We start from the raw sequence: 15913 nt of genomic DNA, 5'->3' as shown, positions 1-15913 counted from the left end.
TGTGCAGGACCCTTTTTCGCTGGTGCCGGCGGTGGGACTCGAACCCACACGCCCTCTCGGACAAAGCATTTTGAGTGCTCCGCGTCTGCCATTCCGCCACGCCGGCCCGTGTATCGCGACTACGACTGTAGCGCAGAAGAGGACTTCCCGACGCCGAGCCGACGCGCACGGCCGAGCTTGAGACGCACTCCAGTAGGATGGATGCGTGACCGAGCAAGAACTGGCCGAGCAGCCCACGTCATCCGCACCCCGACGCGTCGTCGTCGCCGAGGACGAATCGCTGATCCGTCTCGACATCGTCGAGATCCTCCGCGACAACGGCTTCGATGTGGTGGGAGAGGCCGGCGACGGCGAGACCGCTGTCGCGCTCGCGACCGAGCTGCGCCCCGACCTCGTCATCATGGACGTCAAGATGCCCCAGCTCGACGGCATCAGCGCCGCCGAGAAGCTGCACAAGGGCAACATCGCACCCGTCGTGCTCCTCACGGCCTTCAGTCAGAAGGAGCTCGTCGAGCGGGCGAGCGAGGCCGGCGCCCTGGCGTACGTCGTCAAGCCGTTCACGCCCAACGATCTGCTCCCGGCGATCGAGATCGCGCTCGCTCGTCACGAGCAGATCATCACGCTCGAGGCCGAGGTCGCCGACATGGTCGAGCGCTTCGAGACCCGCAAGCTCGTCGATCGCGCGAAGGGCCTGCTGAACGAGAAGATGGGCCTCAGCGAGCCGGAGGCGTTCCGTTGGATCCAGAAGGCGTCCATGGACCGCCGTCTCACGATGCAGGACGTCGCCAAGGCGATCATCGAGCAGCTCGCACCCAAGAAGTAGTGTTCCGGCTCGATCCCGAGCACACACTCCGTCCGGTCCGTTCGGGCGACGGCGCGGCACTGGCCCGCGCCTATTCCGACAATCGCGCGCACCTCGCCCCGTGGGAACCCGCTCGTTCCGAGGAGTTCTTCACGGCGGAATGGCAGGAGCGCGATGTGCGCCGTACCGTCGAAGAGGCGCAGTCCGGCCGCAGCATGCGTTTCGTCATCACGACACGAGACGGTCGCATCCGCGGCAGGATGAACCTCAACGGCATCGTGCGCGGAGCGTTCCAGAACGGCGACCTGGGCTACTGGGTCGCCGCGGACGCGACGAAACACGGGTTGGCGACGCGTGCGGTGGATGCGGTTCTCCGCCACGCCCGTGATTCCCTGGGTCTGCGCCGCGTGCAGGCGGCCACGCTGCTGCACAACGTCGCGTCGCAGCGCGTCCTCGCCGCGAACGGCTTCACCCGGATCGGCGTGGCCCCGCGCTATCTGGAGATCGCGGGGGAGTGGCAGGACCACGTCCTCTTCCAGCGCCTGCTGGAGAAGTCGGTCACGGAGCCTTCGGCGCGTCCTTGATCATGTTCGTGATCCGGATGGTCGAGCAGCGGCGACCCTGATCATCGGTCACCACGATCTCGTGCACCGCGATGCTGCGCCCCAGATGGATCGGCGTGCACACTCCGGTCACGATTCCCGAGGTCGCGGAGCGCGTGTGCGTGGCATTGATGTCGACACCGACCGCCAGACGACCGGGGCCCGCGTGCAGGTTGGCCGACATCGACCCCAGCGACTCACCGAGCACGACGTACGCACCGCCGTGCAGCAGGCCGACCGGTTGGGTGTTCCCCTCGACGGGCATGGTGCCGACCGAGCGTTCGATACTGAACTCGGTGAACTCGATGCCCATCTTCTCGGCCAGGGCCCCCATCCCACGGGCGGTCGCCCACTCGAGGCCTTCGCTCGTCGCGACGTCGCTCATTCATCCTCCTCAGCGCATGTCCGTGGTCCTCGTTAGGCTGACAGGGTGACGGACTCCGCAAAGCCTACCCTCATGGTCGTCGACGGCCATTCGCTCGCCTACCGCGCCTTCTTCGCGCTGCCGGTCGAGAATTTCACGACCAAGGACAACCAGCACACGAACGCGATCTACGGGTTCCTGTCGATGCTGGTGAACCTCATCAAGGCCGAGCAGCCGACGCACATGGCGATCGCGTTCGACACCTCGCGGCACTCCTTCCGCACCGACGAGTACCCCGAGTACAAGGCGACGCGGTCCGAGACCCCCCAGGAGTTCCGCGGTCAGATCCCGCTGTTGCAGGACTGCCTCGCGGCGATGTCCATCCCCGTGCTCACCAAGGAGGGCATCGAGGCCGACGACATCCTCGCCACGCTGTCGTCACAGGGTGCCGAGCAGGGGTACCAGGTGCTCGTCGTGTCCGGCGACCGCGACACGATCCAGCTCGTGAACGACGATGTCACGCTGCTGTACCCGTCGGTGCAGGGCGTGTCGCAGCTCAAGCGATACGATCCCACGACGGTGCAGGAGCGCTACGGCGTGCGCCCTGAGCAGTATCCCGACATCGCCGCCCTCGTCGGCGAGACGAGCGACAACCTCCCCGGCGTTCCCAAGGTCGGCGAGAAGACCGCGGTGAAGTGGCTGACCCAGTTCGGGTCGCTCGACGATCTCCTCGCCAGGGCCGAAGAGATCAAGGGCGTGGTGGGCGGCAACCTGCGCGACCACATCGACGACGTGCGCCGCAACCGCAAGCTCAACCGCCTCCTCACCGACGTGGAGCTCCCGGTGGCGCCGGACGACCTGGCCGTCACACCGATCGATGCGCAGGCCGTCCGCGACATCTTCGCGCGCCTCGAATTCCGCACTCTCCTCCCGCGCGTGTTCGAGGCCGTCGGTGCCGGCGAGGTCGCCGATGACCCGGCCACGGTGGTCGAGCTCCCGGTTCCGCAGCAAGTGACCGCAGCCGACCTCGCGGCGTGGGCCGAGGCAGCGCAGGGCGAACTCGCACTCCGCGTGATCACCCAGGGCGGCCTTCCGGCGCGTCTGGGCGTCGCGTCCGAGACCGAATTGCGCGAGACGGATTGGACGGATGCCGCGGCCAACGTGCTGCGTTCCTGGCTCGAATCCGATCGCGCCAAGGTGCTCCACGACGCCAAGGGCCAGGTGAAGGGTCTGGGCCGTGCGGGCATCCGCCTCGGCGGCCTCGCGTACGACACGAGCCTCGCGGGCTGGCTCCTTCGCCCGAGCTTCCCCGACAAAACTCTTGGCGACCTGGTCGAGCGCTACCTCGGCGAGAAGCTCCCCGAGGCCGACCCGTCGCAGCTGGTTCCCGAGACCGAGGGAGCGACTCCCTCGCAGGAGGCGTGGTTCGCCCTCCGAGTGGCGACGGCGTTGCGCGAGGACATCCCCGAGTCGGTGGCGACGGTCCTGACCGACATCGAACTGCCCACACTGCTCGCGCTGGCCGATATGGAGCTCGCCGGTGTGGCGGTCTCCCACGAGGTGCTCTCCACGTTCTCCGGTGAACTCGCGACCCGGGCCGAGGGCATCGCCCAGGATGCTTTCGGCATCGTCGGCCGCGAGTTCAACCTCGGCTCGCCCAAGCAGCTGCAGGAGGTTCTCTTCGAAGACCTCCAGCTGCCCAAGACGCGCAAGACCAAGACGGGTTACTCGACGGATGCCGCCGTGCTCGCCGACCTGCAGGAGTCGAACCCGCACCCGTTCCTCACCCTGTTGCTGCAGCACCGCGAGGCCACGAAGCTGCGGCAGATCATCGAGTCTCTCGACACGGCGATCGGCGACGACGCGCGCATCCACACCACGTACGTGCAGACCGGCAGCCAGACCGGTCGGCTCTCGAGCACCGACCCCAACCTTCAGAACATCCCGGTGCGCACCGAGGAGTCGCGGCGCATCCGCAGCGCGTTCCAGGTCGGCGACGGCTACGAGGCCCTACTCACGGCCGATTACTCGCAGATCGAGATGCGGATCATGGCGCACCTCTCGGGCGACGAAGGTCTGATCGAGGCGTTCAACAGCGGGGAGGACCTCCACCGGTTCGTCGGGGCGCGGGTCTTCGGGGTCGATCCGAGCGACGTCACCGCCGCGATGCGTACGAAGGTCAAGGCGATGTCGTACGGCCTCGTCTACGGCCTCTCGGCCTTCGGTCTTTCGAAGCAGCTGCGCATCGAGCAGTCCGAGGCGAAGCAACTCATGGTCGAGTATTTCGCACGTTTCGGTGCGGTCCGCGATTATCTGCGTGCGTCCGTCCTCGCCGCGAAGGAGGTCGGGTACACCGAGACGATCTTCGGACGCCGGCGCCCGTTCCCCGACCTCGCGAGCCCCAACCGGGTGCTGCGCGAGAACGCCGAGCGTGCGGCGCTCAACGCCCCGATCCAGGGCAGCGCTGCCGACATCATGAAGATCGCGCTCTTCCACATCCATGACGACATCCGCCGTGAGGGTCTCCGGTCGCGCGTCCTGCTCCAGATCCACGACGAGCTCGTGCTCGAAGTGGCGTCGGGGGAGTGGGATGCCGCCGAGCGCATCGTGCGCACGCGCATGGGCGACGCCGCTGATCTGTCGGTGCCGCTCGACGTGCAGGTGGGGCGCGGTCACGACTGGAACGAGGCCGCGCACTGACCGCAGCTGACGGCATCCGAGGATTAGTGTGGATCGCATGACTTCCACCCCGCGCACTCCCACCGCCATCGACAAGGTCGCCGAGGACTGGGTCGACACGCTGGTCGACCTCGCTCCGACGCTCGGGACCTACATCGGGCGCGACGAGGTCAACGACCGTTTCGGAGACCTCAGCCCGGCCGGCCATGACGCGATCGCGGCGGCCACACGCCACACGCTCGACGCCCTGACCGCTCTCGAGCCCGTCGACACGATCGACGAGGTCACGAAGGCCGATCTCAGTGCCGAGCTGCGCCTCGAGCTCGAACTTCACGAGGCGAACTGGCACCTGCGCGACCTCAACGTGATCGCGTCGGCGGCGCAGGACGTGCGTTCGGCGTTCGACCTCATGCCCACGGCATCCGCCGAGGACTGGTCGGTGATCGCCACCCGCCTCGCCGCGGTCCCCGACGCCCTCCGCGGATACACCGAGACGCTGCGCGAGGGCATCGCGCGCGGTGTGACGCCGGCCCGCCGACAGGTCGTCGAGGTGGCGACGCAGATCGACCGATACACCGCCGACGACGGATTCTTCGCGGCGTTCGTGGCGGATGCAGTGCCCGAGAGCGGACAGCTGCCGGCGTCCCTCGCGCGCACCCTGGCCGACAACTCGGCCGCGGCGCGCGTCGCTTACCACGAGCTGCGACGCTTCCTCGCCGAGGAGCTCGTGCCCGCAGCGGGCGAGGTCGACGCCGTCGGCCGCGAGCTCTACGCGCTGAACTCCCGCCGGTTCCTCGGCGCCACGGTCGATCTCGACGAGACCTATGAGTGGGGACGCGAAGAGCTCGCCCGGATGGTCGCCGAGCAGACGGCGATCGCGAACGAGATCCTCCCCGGCTCCACCGTCGAGGAGGCCGTCGCGCACCTCGAGTCCGACCCCGCCCGCAAGCTCGTCGGCACCGAGGCGCTGCAGCGGTGGATGCAGGAGACGAGCGACCGGGCCGTCGCCGAACTCGCCGCCTCGCACTTCGACATCCCCGAAGCGATCCGCACGATCGAGTGCATGATCGCGCCGACGCAGGAGGGCGGGATCTACTACACGGGTCCCACCGACGACTTCTCGCGCCCCGGGCGCATGTGGTGGTCCGTGCCGGAGGGCGTGACGGAGTTCGACACCTGGCGCGAGCTCACCACCGTGTACCACGAGGGTGTGCCGGGCCATCACCTGCAGATCGCCCAGGCGGTCTACAACCGCTCCGAGCTCAACTCGTGGCGTCGTCTGCTCGCCGGCACCTCGGGTCATGCCGAGGGCTGGGCGCTGTACGCCGAGCGCCTGATGGAGCAGCTCGGATACCTCGATGACCCGGCCGACCGGCTCGGAATGCTCGACGGCCAGCGCATGCGCGCGGCGCGCGTCGTGCTCGACATCGGCGTCCACCTCGGCAAGCCGCGTCTCGACGGGACCGGCGTCTGGGACGCCGACTACGCGCTCGAGTTCCTGCGCCAGAACGTCAACATGTCCGATCAGTTCGTGCAGTTCGAGGTCAACAGGTATCTGGGATGGCCGGGCCAGGCTCCGTCGTACAAGGTCGGGCAGCGCATCTGGGAGCAGGTGCGCGACGCCGTCCAGCAGCAGGAGGGTGAGGACTTCTCGTTCAAGGCCTTCCACAAGCGCGCCCTCGACATCGGTGGCGTCGGACTCGACACGCTGCGAGGCGTGCTCCTTCCGGGATGACGGGAATGCCGCCGGCATCCGCGATGTTCATTCAGGTGAATAGGAAGGGATGACATGAGCATCGAATTCGGACTGGACACGTTCGGCGACATCACCCGCGACGCCGAGGGCGAACTCCTCAGCGGCGCGCAGACCATCCGCAACATCATCGCGCAAGCGGAGATGGCGGATGCCGTCGGTGTCGACTTCTTCGGTGTGGGGGAGCACCACCGCAAGGAGTTCGCCGTCTCGGCACCCGAGATGGTGCTCTCGGCGATCGCCGCGCGCACCGAGAACATCCGCCTCGGCACGGCAGTCACGGTCCTCTCGTCCGACGACCCCGTGCGCGTGTTCGAGCGTTTCTCGACCCTCGATGCCGTGTCGAACGGACGCGCGGAGGTGGTGCTCGGTCGCGGATCGTTCATCGAGTCCTTCCCGCTCTTCGGGTTCGACCTCCGTGACTACGACGCCTTGTTCGAGCAGAAGCTCGAACTCTTCGTCGAGCTGTTGAAGGAGCAGCCGGTGACCTGGACGGGATCGATGCGCGCCCCGCTCGAGAACGCGGACGTCTTCCCCAAGACGGAGAACGGCCTGCGCACCTGGGTCGGCGTCGGAGGGAGCCCGGAATCCGTCGTGCGCGTCGCCCGGCACGGGTTGGGACTCATGCTCGCCATCATCGGGGGACCTGCCGCACGGTTCCGGCCGTTCGTGGATCTCTACCACCGCTCGGTCGACTCCTTCGGCACGACGAAGCATCCGATCGCCGTGCACTCTCCCGGCCACATCGCCGACACGGACGCAGAGGCGTGGGATGCCGCGTACTCGGGCTTCGAAGCGATGAACAACACCATCGGGAAGGAACGTGGGTGGCCCGCCTACAGCCGAGCCCGCTTCCAGAACGACATCGGTCCGGAGGGTGCGATCTACGCCGGTTCTCCCGATCGGGTGGCGGCGAAGATCGCCGACACGATCACGACCCTCGGGCTCGGGCGTTTCGACCTCAAGTACGCCACGGGAACGCTCTCGCACGAGGCGATGATGCGTAGCATCGAGCTCTACGGCAGCGAAGTCATCCCGCGCGTGCGTGCGCTTCTCGACAAGCGTTCCTGACTCGCCTGCGGGACCAGTGCTGCACCTGGTCCCGCAGGAATAGGCTTGTCCGATGGCAGATGTGCGTTTCGTGTCGATCGGCGACTCCTTCACCGAAGGAGTGGGCGACGTGCTCCCGGACGGCCGGGAGCGCGGGTGGGCGGACATCGCCGCGCAGGGGTGGGCCGACGCCGCCGGCCATCCCATCCAGTACGCGAATCTCGCGATCCGCGGCAAGCTGGCGTGGCCGATCGTCGAGCAACAGTTGGAGCCCGCCCTGGCGCTGCGTCCGACGCATCTGTCGTTCAACGGCGGGGGCAACGACATGCTCCGCCCGCGCGCCGATCTCGAGCACATCGCCGATGCCTTCAGCCGCGTGCTGCGCCGATGCGACGACGAGGGGGTCACGATGATGCTCCTCTCCGGTGCGAACCCCAGCGGCCAGCTTCCGATGGGGTCGTTGATCCAGCGCCGCGGAGATCAGCTCTCCGAAGCCGTCCTGCGCCGCGTCCGCGACCGTCCCGACGTGGTGCGCGCTCTGAACTGGCCGGACCGGGAGCTCGCCGCGAGTGCGTACTGGTCGGAGGATCGTCTGCACATGAACGCCGCGGGCCACCACCGCGTTGCCGCACGCGTGCTGCACGCGCTGGGGTACGAACCGCCAGCGAGCTGGTGGGCGCCGAGCGAGCGCGGGGGAGCGGGGCCGAGCGGTCTCGCCTACTACCGTCAGCACGTCGGGCCATGGGTCAGACGCCGGATCACTCGCACGTCGTCGGGAGACGGTCGCGCCGCGAAGTACCCGGTGTGGACCGAGCGGATGCCGTCCTGATGGACGACATCGAGCTGCGCCGCATTCCCGGCGGCACGATCGTGCTGCAGGATGCCCGGACCAAGACGCAGCGGACGGTCGACCTGGAGTCCTTCGAGATCGGCGTCTACCCGGTGACGCAGGAGCAGTTGTCCGAGGTGCTCGACTCTCCGGCGCCGCATCCGCGTCGTCCGGCGACCGACATCAGCTGGTTGCGGGCGGTGCATTTCTGCAACGCGCTCTCGGAGTGGGAGGGGCTCGAGCACGCGTACCTCTTCGACGGCGAGGACGTCACCTGGGACGTGTCCTCCGACGGATTCCGCCTGCCGACGGAGGCCGAGTGGGAGTTCGCGTGCCGCGCGGATTCGACGGGTCCGCACTACGCACCGCTCACCGACGCCGCCTGGACGAGTGCGGACGGTGTGACGACCCCGCAAGCGGTCGGCGGTAAGCTTCCGAATCTCTTCGGCCTGTTCGACATGCTCGGCAACGCCTGGGAGTGGTGCTGGGACCTGCTCGATCCCGCACGCTACGACGAATACCGCACGTTCCGCGGCGGCGGGTTCGCCGACGACGCCTGGAGCGTGCGTGCCTCGGTCCGCCGAGGCGGCGCCCCGCGCATGCACCATCCCGACGTCGGAATGCGGGTCGCGCGCGGAGGCTTCGACACCGACGGCGCCGTACAAGGATGGTCCGACGCGGTCGACCGGGAGCGCGCGTTGCAGGACGGATCCTCACCGGTGGGGTGGACGCCGAGACGGCGATGAACGCCCGTTTTGGCAGGTGTCCGCGCCGCGTGGGAGAGTGGGAGGATGCCTGCTGCGTTCTCTCTCATCGTGTCCCAGGGCCGAGTGGCCGACCGCACGGACGGGGCGCTCGTGGGCGCGCGACGCGTCGGGGAGGCGCTGTCGTCGCTGCTCGACACGCCTGTGACGACGATCGGTTCACCGACTCCGGCGCGCACGGACGACTGGCGCACGGCGCTTCCGGAGGCGGCCGCGACGCTGCACGGCCTGCGTGACGCCGTCTCCGGCGCGATCGATGCCGGTACCACCCCGCTGCTCGCGACCAACACCTGCGCCGCGAGTCTCGGCACGCTCCCGACCGTCGCCGAGCGGCACCCGGACGCCGTGATCCTCTGGATCGATGCGCACGGAGACTTCAACACGCCCGACACGACCGACTCCGGCTATCTCGGTGGCATGGTGCTCGCCGCCGCCTGCGGCCTCTGGGACAGCGGGCACGGAGCGGGCATCGACCCGACGCAGGTGATCGTCGTCGGCGGACGCGACATCGACCCGGCAGAGGGCGATCTTCTCGCCGACGCCGGCGTGCGCGTTCTCGCCCCCGCGGACAGCACCCCCGAGCGAGTGGTCGAGCTGATCGACGGACGGCCCGTCTGGATCCACGTCGACTGGGACGTGCTCGAGCCCGGGTACATCCCCGCCGCCTACCGTGTGGGAGAGGGAATGCTGCCGCACCAGATCGCGGCGATCTTCTCCGCGCTCCCGGCAGGATCCGTGCGCGGGATCGAACTCGCGGAGTTCGAGGCGGGCGACGCCGAGGTGCCCGAGCGCGTGAGTGTCGAACTCATCCTCGAGACCTTCCTTCCGCTGCTGCGCGCCGTCTGAACCCGCCACGCGACGCACGTCCCGTCTACCGCCGATGGCGCTCCGGGTCGAGGCCCATCCGCACGCGTGTGCGCTTCCGCTCGATCACGATGAAGGTGCATCCGATGATCCAGAGCGGGATGGGCGCGAGGAAGGCGATGCGGAAGGCGTCGAGCGAATAGGTCTCCGGGGTGCCAGCGCCCTGGATGTCGAGCAGGAATCCGATCAGGAAGATCGCGATGAGCGCCGCGATGAATCCGCCCGCGTTGGTGACCCCGGTGGCGGTACTCAGTCGGTGCGACGGGTTGTGCGTTCGGGCGTGGTCGAACGCGATCATCGACGCCGGCCCGCCGGTCGCGAGGGCGACCGCGAGAACGTAGAGCAGCCAGATCGGCGCGGCTTCGGGCAGCGCGATGACAGCGCTCCACGCGATCAGCTGCACCCCGACCGCGGGGAGCACGAGAGCGAGCGACCGGTGATTCGGGAGTCGGCGCGAAAGGTCGCCGATGATCGGTCCGAAGATCATGCCCGCAACGACATATACAGATATGAGTCCAGCGGCATGTGCCGCCGAGAGGCCCTGGGCCGCGGTGAGGAAGGGCATTCCCCAGAGGAGGATGAACGCCGTGCCGGCGAACGGAGTCGTGAAATGCGACCAGAACGCGAGCCGGGTTCCCGGGTGCGCCCAGGCCGCACGGATGCCGACACCGGTGTCGATGGCCGACGTCACCACGCGGACCACCCCGGTGTCGGTGTTCACGGTGACGTCGCTGGCCTGTTCCGCCGGGCGATTGCGAATGACGAGGGCGACGAGGATCGTGAAGAGCACACCGAGCCCGGCGATGCTCCCGAACGTGACCGTCCAGCTCGTGGCATGCAGGAGAGCAGCCAGCGGGACGAGCGCGACGAGCTGTCCCGCCTGGCCGATGATGCCGGTGAACTGCACCATGACGGGACCGCGCTGCGCGGGGAACCACACGGCGACCAGGCGCAGCACGGCAGGGAAGACGGCGGCGTCGCCCGCGCCCAGCAGCACACGGGCCAGGATCGCGATGCCGATACTGGGGGAGAAGGCCATCACCAATTGCCCAGCGGCCATGAGGAACATCCCGATCGTGATGATCGGACGCGACCCGAAGCGATCGAGAAGGACACCGACCGGGATCTGCATGCCGCCGTAGACGGCGAGCTGCACGACCGCGAAGAGCGCGAGGGTCGAGGCATCCGCCTGGAAACGGTCAGCGGCGTCGACACCAACCGCCCCCAGCGACGTGCGGTTCGTGATGGCGAGGACGTAGGCCGCGACGCCGACCGACCAGATCAGCCAGGCTCGCCACCCGGGATTCGAGACGGGGGAGAGGGGAGCGTGCGTCACCCCTCCACGGTACTCGCGTCGACGAGCGCTCGATGCACGCGAAGGGCCCGGTGAGCAATCGCTCACCGGGCCCCGCGGGAAGAACTGACGCTCAGCCCGCGCAGAGCGTCATGAACGCCTGCGTCGACTCCTGGATGTCGGTGGAGAGCGTGGATGCCTCGGCGGCTGCCGAGGTGTCCTGGTCGATGAGAACCTTCGAGAGAAGGTCGCGCAGCGAGACGAAGTCCTCGTGGACCGCGGTGACGGCTTCCTTGACCTCGGCGTTGTCGACCGAGTCCGCAGCGGCGCCGATGGCATCGACCGTCTCGGTGAAGGTGGCGACCGTACCCTCGGGGTCGGCCATGGCGGCGCTCATGTCGAGGCTAGAGAGCTCGGTGGCGACACCGGAGATCTCGCTGCTCACCGCGGAGCACGCTTCGGCGACCGACTGCTCGGTGTTCTGCTCGGCGGGAGCGGAGCTCTCGCTCGACGTCGAGGTGTCACTGTCGCTCTCGGCGCTCGGGGTGCTCGAGCATCCGGCGATTCCGAGAACCGCGACGACGGCGATGGTCCAGGCTGCGATCTGACGTTTCATTTCTTCCCCCATGGAGTGAGCCGATGTATCGGCATGCGATTGTGAACCGCGTGCCAGTCAACCACAGACGAGTGACGCCCGCGGCGCCGAGCGCAGGGGAGAAGTACCCATCGTGACCAGCGGCCGCAGAGTTGCGGGAGCGGCTCCCGCCGACTTTCTTTCAATCTGACATAATGTGCATTATCGGTTTAGTCGGAATCCGCTTGACTAGGCTGAAGCCATGAACGGCGAACACGTGGAGATCGACTGGGCCGCCGCGCGCGACGCCAATCGCGAGAACTGGGACGATCGTGTTCCGCTGCACGCTGTGTCGTACGCACGCGAGTCATTCGACGACCCCGGGCACCTCAGTGACGTGATTCGCCATGACGTACCGGTGCTCGAGCGATTCCTTCCCACACGAAGCATCGTCGGGCTCGACGTGTGTCACCTGCAGTGTCACATCGGCACCGACACGGTCTCGCTGGCGCGCGCGGGTGCCCGTGTGACGGGAGTCGATTTCTCGGCACCGGCACTGGAGACCGCGCGGGCTTTCGCTCAGGAGCACGGCGTCGACGCACAATGGGTCGAAACCGACGTGCTCGACGCCGGATCAGCCGTGTCGGGTGACTTCGACGTGGTCTATACGAGTATCGGCACGATCTGCTGGCTCCCGGATCTCGATCGTTGGGCGCGGCAGATCCACGCGCTGTTGCGCTCCGGCGGCACCTTCTTCATCCGCGACGGGCATCCCGCGCTGTACGCGCTCGACGAGGAGGCGCCGGCGCTCACCGCGCGCTATCGGTATTTCTTCGGCGACGGAACCGCACAGGTATGGGACGACGCGAGCACGTACGCGGGTGGCGGCACGGTTTCGCATACGCGCACGTACGAGTGGCCGCATTCGCTCGCCGAGATCTTCGGAGCGCTCCTCGGCGCCGGCCTGCGGATCGTCCACGTCGATGAGGGTCGCACCCTCCCCTGGCGATTCAGTCCGCGAATGGTGGAGGTGCCCGGAGGATACGCGTGGCCCGAAGACCAGCGCGACCTCCTCCCCTGCACCTACACGATCATCGCTCGACGCGACTGATATATCGTTTCTGCGGGTCGCAATCAGGCCCCGACGTAGGCCGCGAGATGCTCGCCCGTGAGTGTCGACCGGTCCGCGACGAGATCTGCAGGCGTGCCTTCGAAGACCACCCGACCACCGTCATGCCCGGCGCCGGGGCCGATGTCGAGGATCCAGTCCGCGTGCGCCATCACCGCCTGGTGGTGCTCGATCACGATCACGGTCTTTCCGGAATCGACGAGTCGGTCGAGGAGGCCGAGGATCTTCTGCACATCCGCGAGGTGGAGACCGGTCGTCGGCTCGTCGAGCACGTACACGTCGCCCTTCTCCCCCATCTGGATCGCCAGCTTGATCCTCTGACGCTCGCCACCCGACAGCGTCGACAGCGGCTGTCCGAGCGAGAGATATCCGAGACCGACGTCATCGAGGCGCCCGAGGATCGCCGTCACCGCCGGGATCTTGGACTCCCCCTCGGAGAAGAACACGCGCGCCTCGGACACGGGCAGGTCCAGCACCTCCGTGATGTCCTTGCCCGCGAGCTTGTACTCGAGCACCGCGGCTTGGAAGCGCTTTCCTCCGCAGTCCTCGCAGGGCGTCTCGATCGTGTCCATGAACCCGAGTTCGGTGATGATGACACCGGCGCCCTTGCACGTCGGGCACGCCCCCTCCGAGTTCGCGCTGAAGAGCGCGGGCTTGACCCCGTTGGCCTTCGCGAACGCCTTGCGGATCGGCTCGAGCAGCCCGGTGTACGTGGCGGGGTTGCTCCGGCGCGAGCCCTTGATCGCGCCCTGGTCGATCGCCACGACGCCGTCGAGCTTCGAGACGGAACCGTGGATCAGCGAGCTCTTGCCCGAGCCCGCCACACCGGTGACCACCGTCAGGATGCCGGTCGGGATGTCGACATCGACATCCCGCAGGTTGTTCGCGCTCGCACCGCGCACCTCGATCGCCCCGTCCGCCGCACGCACCGCATCCTTGAGGACCGCGCGGTCATCCAGGTGCTCGCCCGTGCGCGTGCCACTGCTCTTGAGTCCCTCGACCGTGCCCTCGAAGCAGATCTCCCCGCCGGCGCCGCCGGCACCCGGGCCGAGATCGACGACGTGATCGGCGATCACGATCGTCTCGGGCTTGTGCTCGACCACGAGCACGGTGTTGCCCTTGTCGCGCAGCTTGAGGAGCAAGCCGTTCATCCTCTGGATGTCGTGCGGGTGGAGTCCGATCGTCGGCTCGTCGAACACGTAGGTCACATCGGTGAGAGACGACCCGAGGTGGCGGAGCATCTTGATGCGCTGCGCCTCTCCCCCGGACAGCGTGCCGGATGGACGCTCCAGACTCAGGTACCCGAGTCCGAGGGTGACGAAGGCATCGAGATTCGCGCTCAGCGCTTCGAGCAGCGGGCCCGCGCCGTGGAGGTCCAGACCGCGCACCCACGCGGCGAGATCCGTCACCTGCATCCGGCAGGCATCCGCGATGCTGATGCCGTCGATCTTCGACGAGCGCGCGCCCTCGGTGAGTCGTGTGCCGTCGCACTCCGGGCACACCGCGAAGGTCGCGACGCGCTCGACGAACGCCCGGATGTGGGGCTGAAGAGCGTCGAGATCCTTCGACAGCATCGATTTCGTGATCTTCGGGATCAGGCCTTCATAGGTCATGTTGATCCCGGCGATCTTGACCTTCGTCACCTCGCCGTAGAGGAACAACTGACGCTGCTTCTCGGAGAACTGGGAGATGGGCTTGTCTCCGGGATAGAAACCGGACTGCGAGAAGCCCTTCACCATCCACCCGTCGGCCGTGTACCCCGGGACCATGATGGCGCCCTCGTCGAGCGACTTCGACTCGTCGACGATCTGCGTGAGATCGAGGTCGGACACCGCTCCCCTGCCCTCGCAGCGCGGGCACATACCGCCGAGGTAGATCGCGTCCTTCACGATCTTCTTCTCGCCGCCGGGGCCGGTCATCACCCCGCTCGCACGCTGCGTGGGGATGTTGAAGGAGAAAGCGGTCGGCCCGCCGATGTACGGCGTCCCGAGCTTGCTGAAGAGGATGCGGAGCATCGCGTTCGCATCCGTCACCGTACCGACGGTCGAGCGCGGGTTCGCCCCGAGACGCTCCTGGTCGACGATGATCGCCGTCGTCAAGCCCTCGAGCACGTCGACGTCCGGACGCGGAACCGACGGCATGAACCCCTGCACGAACGCGCTGTACGTCTCGTCGATCATGCGTCGGGACTCCGCGGCGATCGTGTCGAAGACGAGGGAACTCTTCCCCGAACCCGAGACGCCGGTGAAGACGCTTAGGCGTCTCTTCGGGATATCGACGCTGACGTCCTTGAGGTTGTTCTCACGTGCGCCCTGGACGCGGATGAGGTCGTGATTGTCAGCGGGGTGGTCGACGGTGGTCATCGGCATCCTTCGGAGACGAGGCTGATCGGTTAGCCGGCTTGGTTGATACGGAGCAGGTTGCCCGACGGATCGCGGAACGCGCAGTCGCGCACGCCGTACGGCTGATCCATCGGTTCCTGCACGACATCCGCGCCCCGCTCGACCAGTCGCTCGAAGAGCGCGTCGAGGTCGTCGCTCGCGAGAGTGAGGGCACCGTAGCTCCCCTTGGCGATGAGTGCGAGCACGGTGCGACGCTCGTCATCGGTGAGGCCCGGGTCCGTTGCCGGCGGGTGCAGCACGATCGAGGTCTCGGGCTGGTTCTCGGGGCCCACGGTGAGCCAGCGCATGCCGTCGTAACCGACGTCGTTGCGCACCTCGAAGCCGAGGGCGTCGCGATAGAAACCGAGCGCCGCGTCGGCGTCGGTGTGCGGGAGGAAGGCGTAGTGGATGCTGATCTTCATGGTGTTCACGCTAGGTGCGCCTCGGTGCGCGGCGCTTCTCGATTCCTGATCGGTCGGGTGACCTGCTTGGCCTGGAAGACGGGGATTCCCTCGACGTGGGCGGCGCGTTCGCGGTACACGCTGGGTGGGACACCCACCAGCTCCGTGAAACGGCTGCTGAACGTGCCGAGAGACGAGCACCCGACTTCGAAGCACACCTCGGTCACCGAACGGTCTCCGCGCCGGAGCAGCGCCATCGCCCGCTCGATGCGCCGCGTCATCAGGTAGGCGTACGGAGACTCGCCGTAGGTCTCGCGGAAGCGCCGGCTGAGATGCCCAGCCGAGATGTGCACCCCGGAGGCCAGAGCCTCCACGTCGAGAGGTTTCGCGTAGTCGCGGTCTATGCGGTCGCGCACCTTGCGCATCG

At 67.7% G+C, this 15913-nt stretch carries 15 protein-coding genes and 1 tRNA gene; 9 read left to right on the top strand and 7 right to left on the bottom strand.

What is annotated here, in order from left to right:
* Positions 1-20: 20 nt before the first annotated feature.
* Positions 21-106 (bottom strand) — tRNA-Leu (locus tag ACFY9N_RS08240).
* Positions 107-205: 99 nt separating this feature from the next.
* Here ACFY9N_RS08240 and ACFY9N_RS08235 point away from each other — a divergent pair.
* Together ACFY9N_RS08235 and ACFY9N_RS08230 are read left to right on the top strand one after the other, a co-directional pair.
* Positions 206-823 (top strand): ANTAR domain-containing response regulator, encoded by a 618-nt coding sequence (locus tag ACFY9N_RS08235; RefSeq protein ID WP_247622473.1) that lies wholly within the window; start codon positions 206-208, stop codon positions 821-823.
* The gene (locus ACFY9N_RS08230; RefSeq protein ID WP_391477966.1) at positions 823-1386 is read left to right on the top strand and encodes a GNAT family N-acetyltransferase; all 564 of its coding nucleotides are present in this window, start codon (positions 823-825) and stop codon (positions 1384-1386) included. The genes ACFY9N_RS08235 and ACFY9N_RS08230 overlap by 1 nt, the downstream gene beginning before the upstream one ends.
* Here ACFY9N_RS08230 and ACFY9N_RS08225 read toward each other — a convergent pair.
* The gene (locus ACFY9N_RS08225; RefSeq protein WP_391477965.1) at positions 1361-1789 is read right to left on the bottom strand and encodes a hotdog fold thioesterase; all 429 of its coding nucleotides are present in this window, start codon (positions 1787-1789) and stop codon (positions 1361-1363) included. The genes ACFY9N_RS08230 and ACFY9N_RS08225 overlap by 26 nt on opposite strands.
* A 45-nt stretch (positions 1790-1834) precedes the next feature.
* On the opposite strand from ACFY9N_RS08225, the gene polA reads away from it, so the two are divergent.
* Genes polA through ACFY9N_RS08195 form a run of 6 tightly spaced genes read left to right on the top strand, consistent with a single transcriptional unit; the run spans position 1835 to position 9689 of the window.
* Complete coding sequence (gene polA / locus ACFY9N_RS08220; RefSeq protein WP_391477963.1) at positions 1835-4468, top strand: DNA polymerase I; 2634 nt, start codon at positions 1835-1837, stop codon at positions 4466-4468.
* Between the two features lie 37 nt (positions 4469-4505).
* Positions 4506-6182, top strand: a complete 1677-nt coding sequence (locus ACFY9N_RS08215; protein WP_391477962.1) for a DUF885 domain-containing protein — start codon at positions 4506-4508, stop codon at positions 6180-6182.
* A gap of 54 nt (positions 6183-6236) precedes the next feature.
* On the top strand, positions 6237-7271 hold the full coding sequence (locus ACFY9N_RS08210; protein ID WP_391477961.1) for an LLM class flavin-dependent oxidoreductase: 1035 nt from the start codon (positions 6237-6239) through the stop codon (positions 7269-7271).
* A gap of 52 nt (positions 7272-7323) precedes the next feature.
* Positions 7324-8079, top strand: a complete 756-nt coding sequence (locus ACFY9N_RS08205) for an SGNH/GDSL hydrolase family protein (RefSeq protein ID WP_391477960.1) — start codon at positions 7324-7326, stop codon at positions 8077-8079.
* On the top strand, positions 8079-8825 hold the full coding sequence (locus ACFY9N_RS08200) for a formylglycine-generating enzyme family protein (RefSeq protein WP_391477959.1): 747 nt from the start codon (positions 8079-8081) through the stop codon (positions 8823-8825). The genes ACFY9N_RS08205 and ACFY9N_RS08200 overlap by 1 nt, the downstream gene beginning before the upstream one ends.
* Positions 8826-8870: 45 nt before the next feature.
* Positions 8871-9689 (top strand): arginase family protein, encoded by an 819-nt coding sequence (locus ACFY9N_RS08195; protein ID WP_391477958.1) that lies wholly within the window; start codon positions 8871-8873, stop codon positions 9687-9689.
* Between the two features lie 25 nt (positions 9690-9714).
* Here the strand turns inward: ACFY9N_RS08195 and ACFY9N_RS08190 are convergent, their stop codons facing one another.
* A complete protein-coding gene (locus ACFY9N_RS08190; RefSeq protein WP_391477957.1) occupies positions 9715-11043 on the bottom strand; it encodes a nitrate/nitrite transporter in 1329 nt (442 codons plus the stop codon).
* A gap of 91 nt (positions 11044-11134) precedes the next feature.
* Positions 11135-11617 (bottom strand): hypothetical protein, encoded by a 483-nt coding sequence (locus ACFY9N_RS08185; RefSeq protein ID WP_391477955.1) that lies wholly within the window; start codon positions 11615-11617, stop codon positions 11135-11137.
* Between the two features lie 220 nt (positions 11618-11837).
* Between ACFY9N_RS08185 and ACFY9N_RS08180 the strand changes: the two genes are divergently transcribed.
* On the top strand, positions 11838-12686 hold the full coding sequence (locus ACFY9N_RS08180) for a class I SAM-dependent methyltransferase (RefSeq protein ID WP_391477954.1): 849 nt from the start codon (positions 11838-11840) through the stop codon (positions 12684-12686).
* Positions 12687-12709: 23 nt separating this feature from the next.
* On the opposite strand, the gene ACFY9N_RS08175 is transcribed toward ACFY9N_RS08180, so the two are convergent.
* From ACFY9N_RS08175 to ACFY9N_RS08165, 3 genes are read right to left on the bottom strand one after another with little or no spacing between them, the layout of a single operon-like run.
* Positions 12710-15067, bottom strand: a complete 2358-nt coding sequence (locus ACFY9N_RS08175) for an ATP-binding cassette domain-containing protein (RefSeq protein WP_391477953.1) — start codon at positions 15065-15067, stop codon at positions 12710-12712.
* 29 nt (positions 15068-15096) lie between these two features.
* Positions 15097-15507 carry a VOC family protein gene (locus ACFY9N_RS08170; protein WP_391477952.1) on the bottom strand — a complete coding sequence of 137 codons (411 nt, stop codon included), beginning with the start codon at positions 15505-15507 and terminating at the stop codon, positions 15097-15099.
* A 5-nt stretch (positions 15508-15512) separates the two neighbouring features.
* Complete coding sequence (locus ACFY9N_RS08165; RefSeq protein WP_391478470.1) at positions 15513-15911, bottom strand: helix-turn-helix transcriptional regulator; 399 nt, start codon at positions 15909-15911, stop codon at positions 15513-15515.
* Positions 15912-15913 lie beyond the last annotated feature (2 nt).

Source organism: Microbacterium sp. NPDC008134 (genome assembly GCF_042957055.1).
In the GTDB taxonomy this organism is placed as follows: domain Bacteria; phylum Actinomycetota; class Actinomycetes; order Actinomycetales; family Microbacteriaceae; genus Microbacterium.
This window is presented reverse-complemented; position numbering and strand designations above follow the sequence as displayed.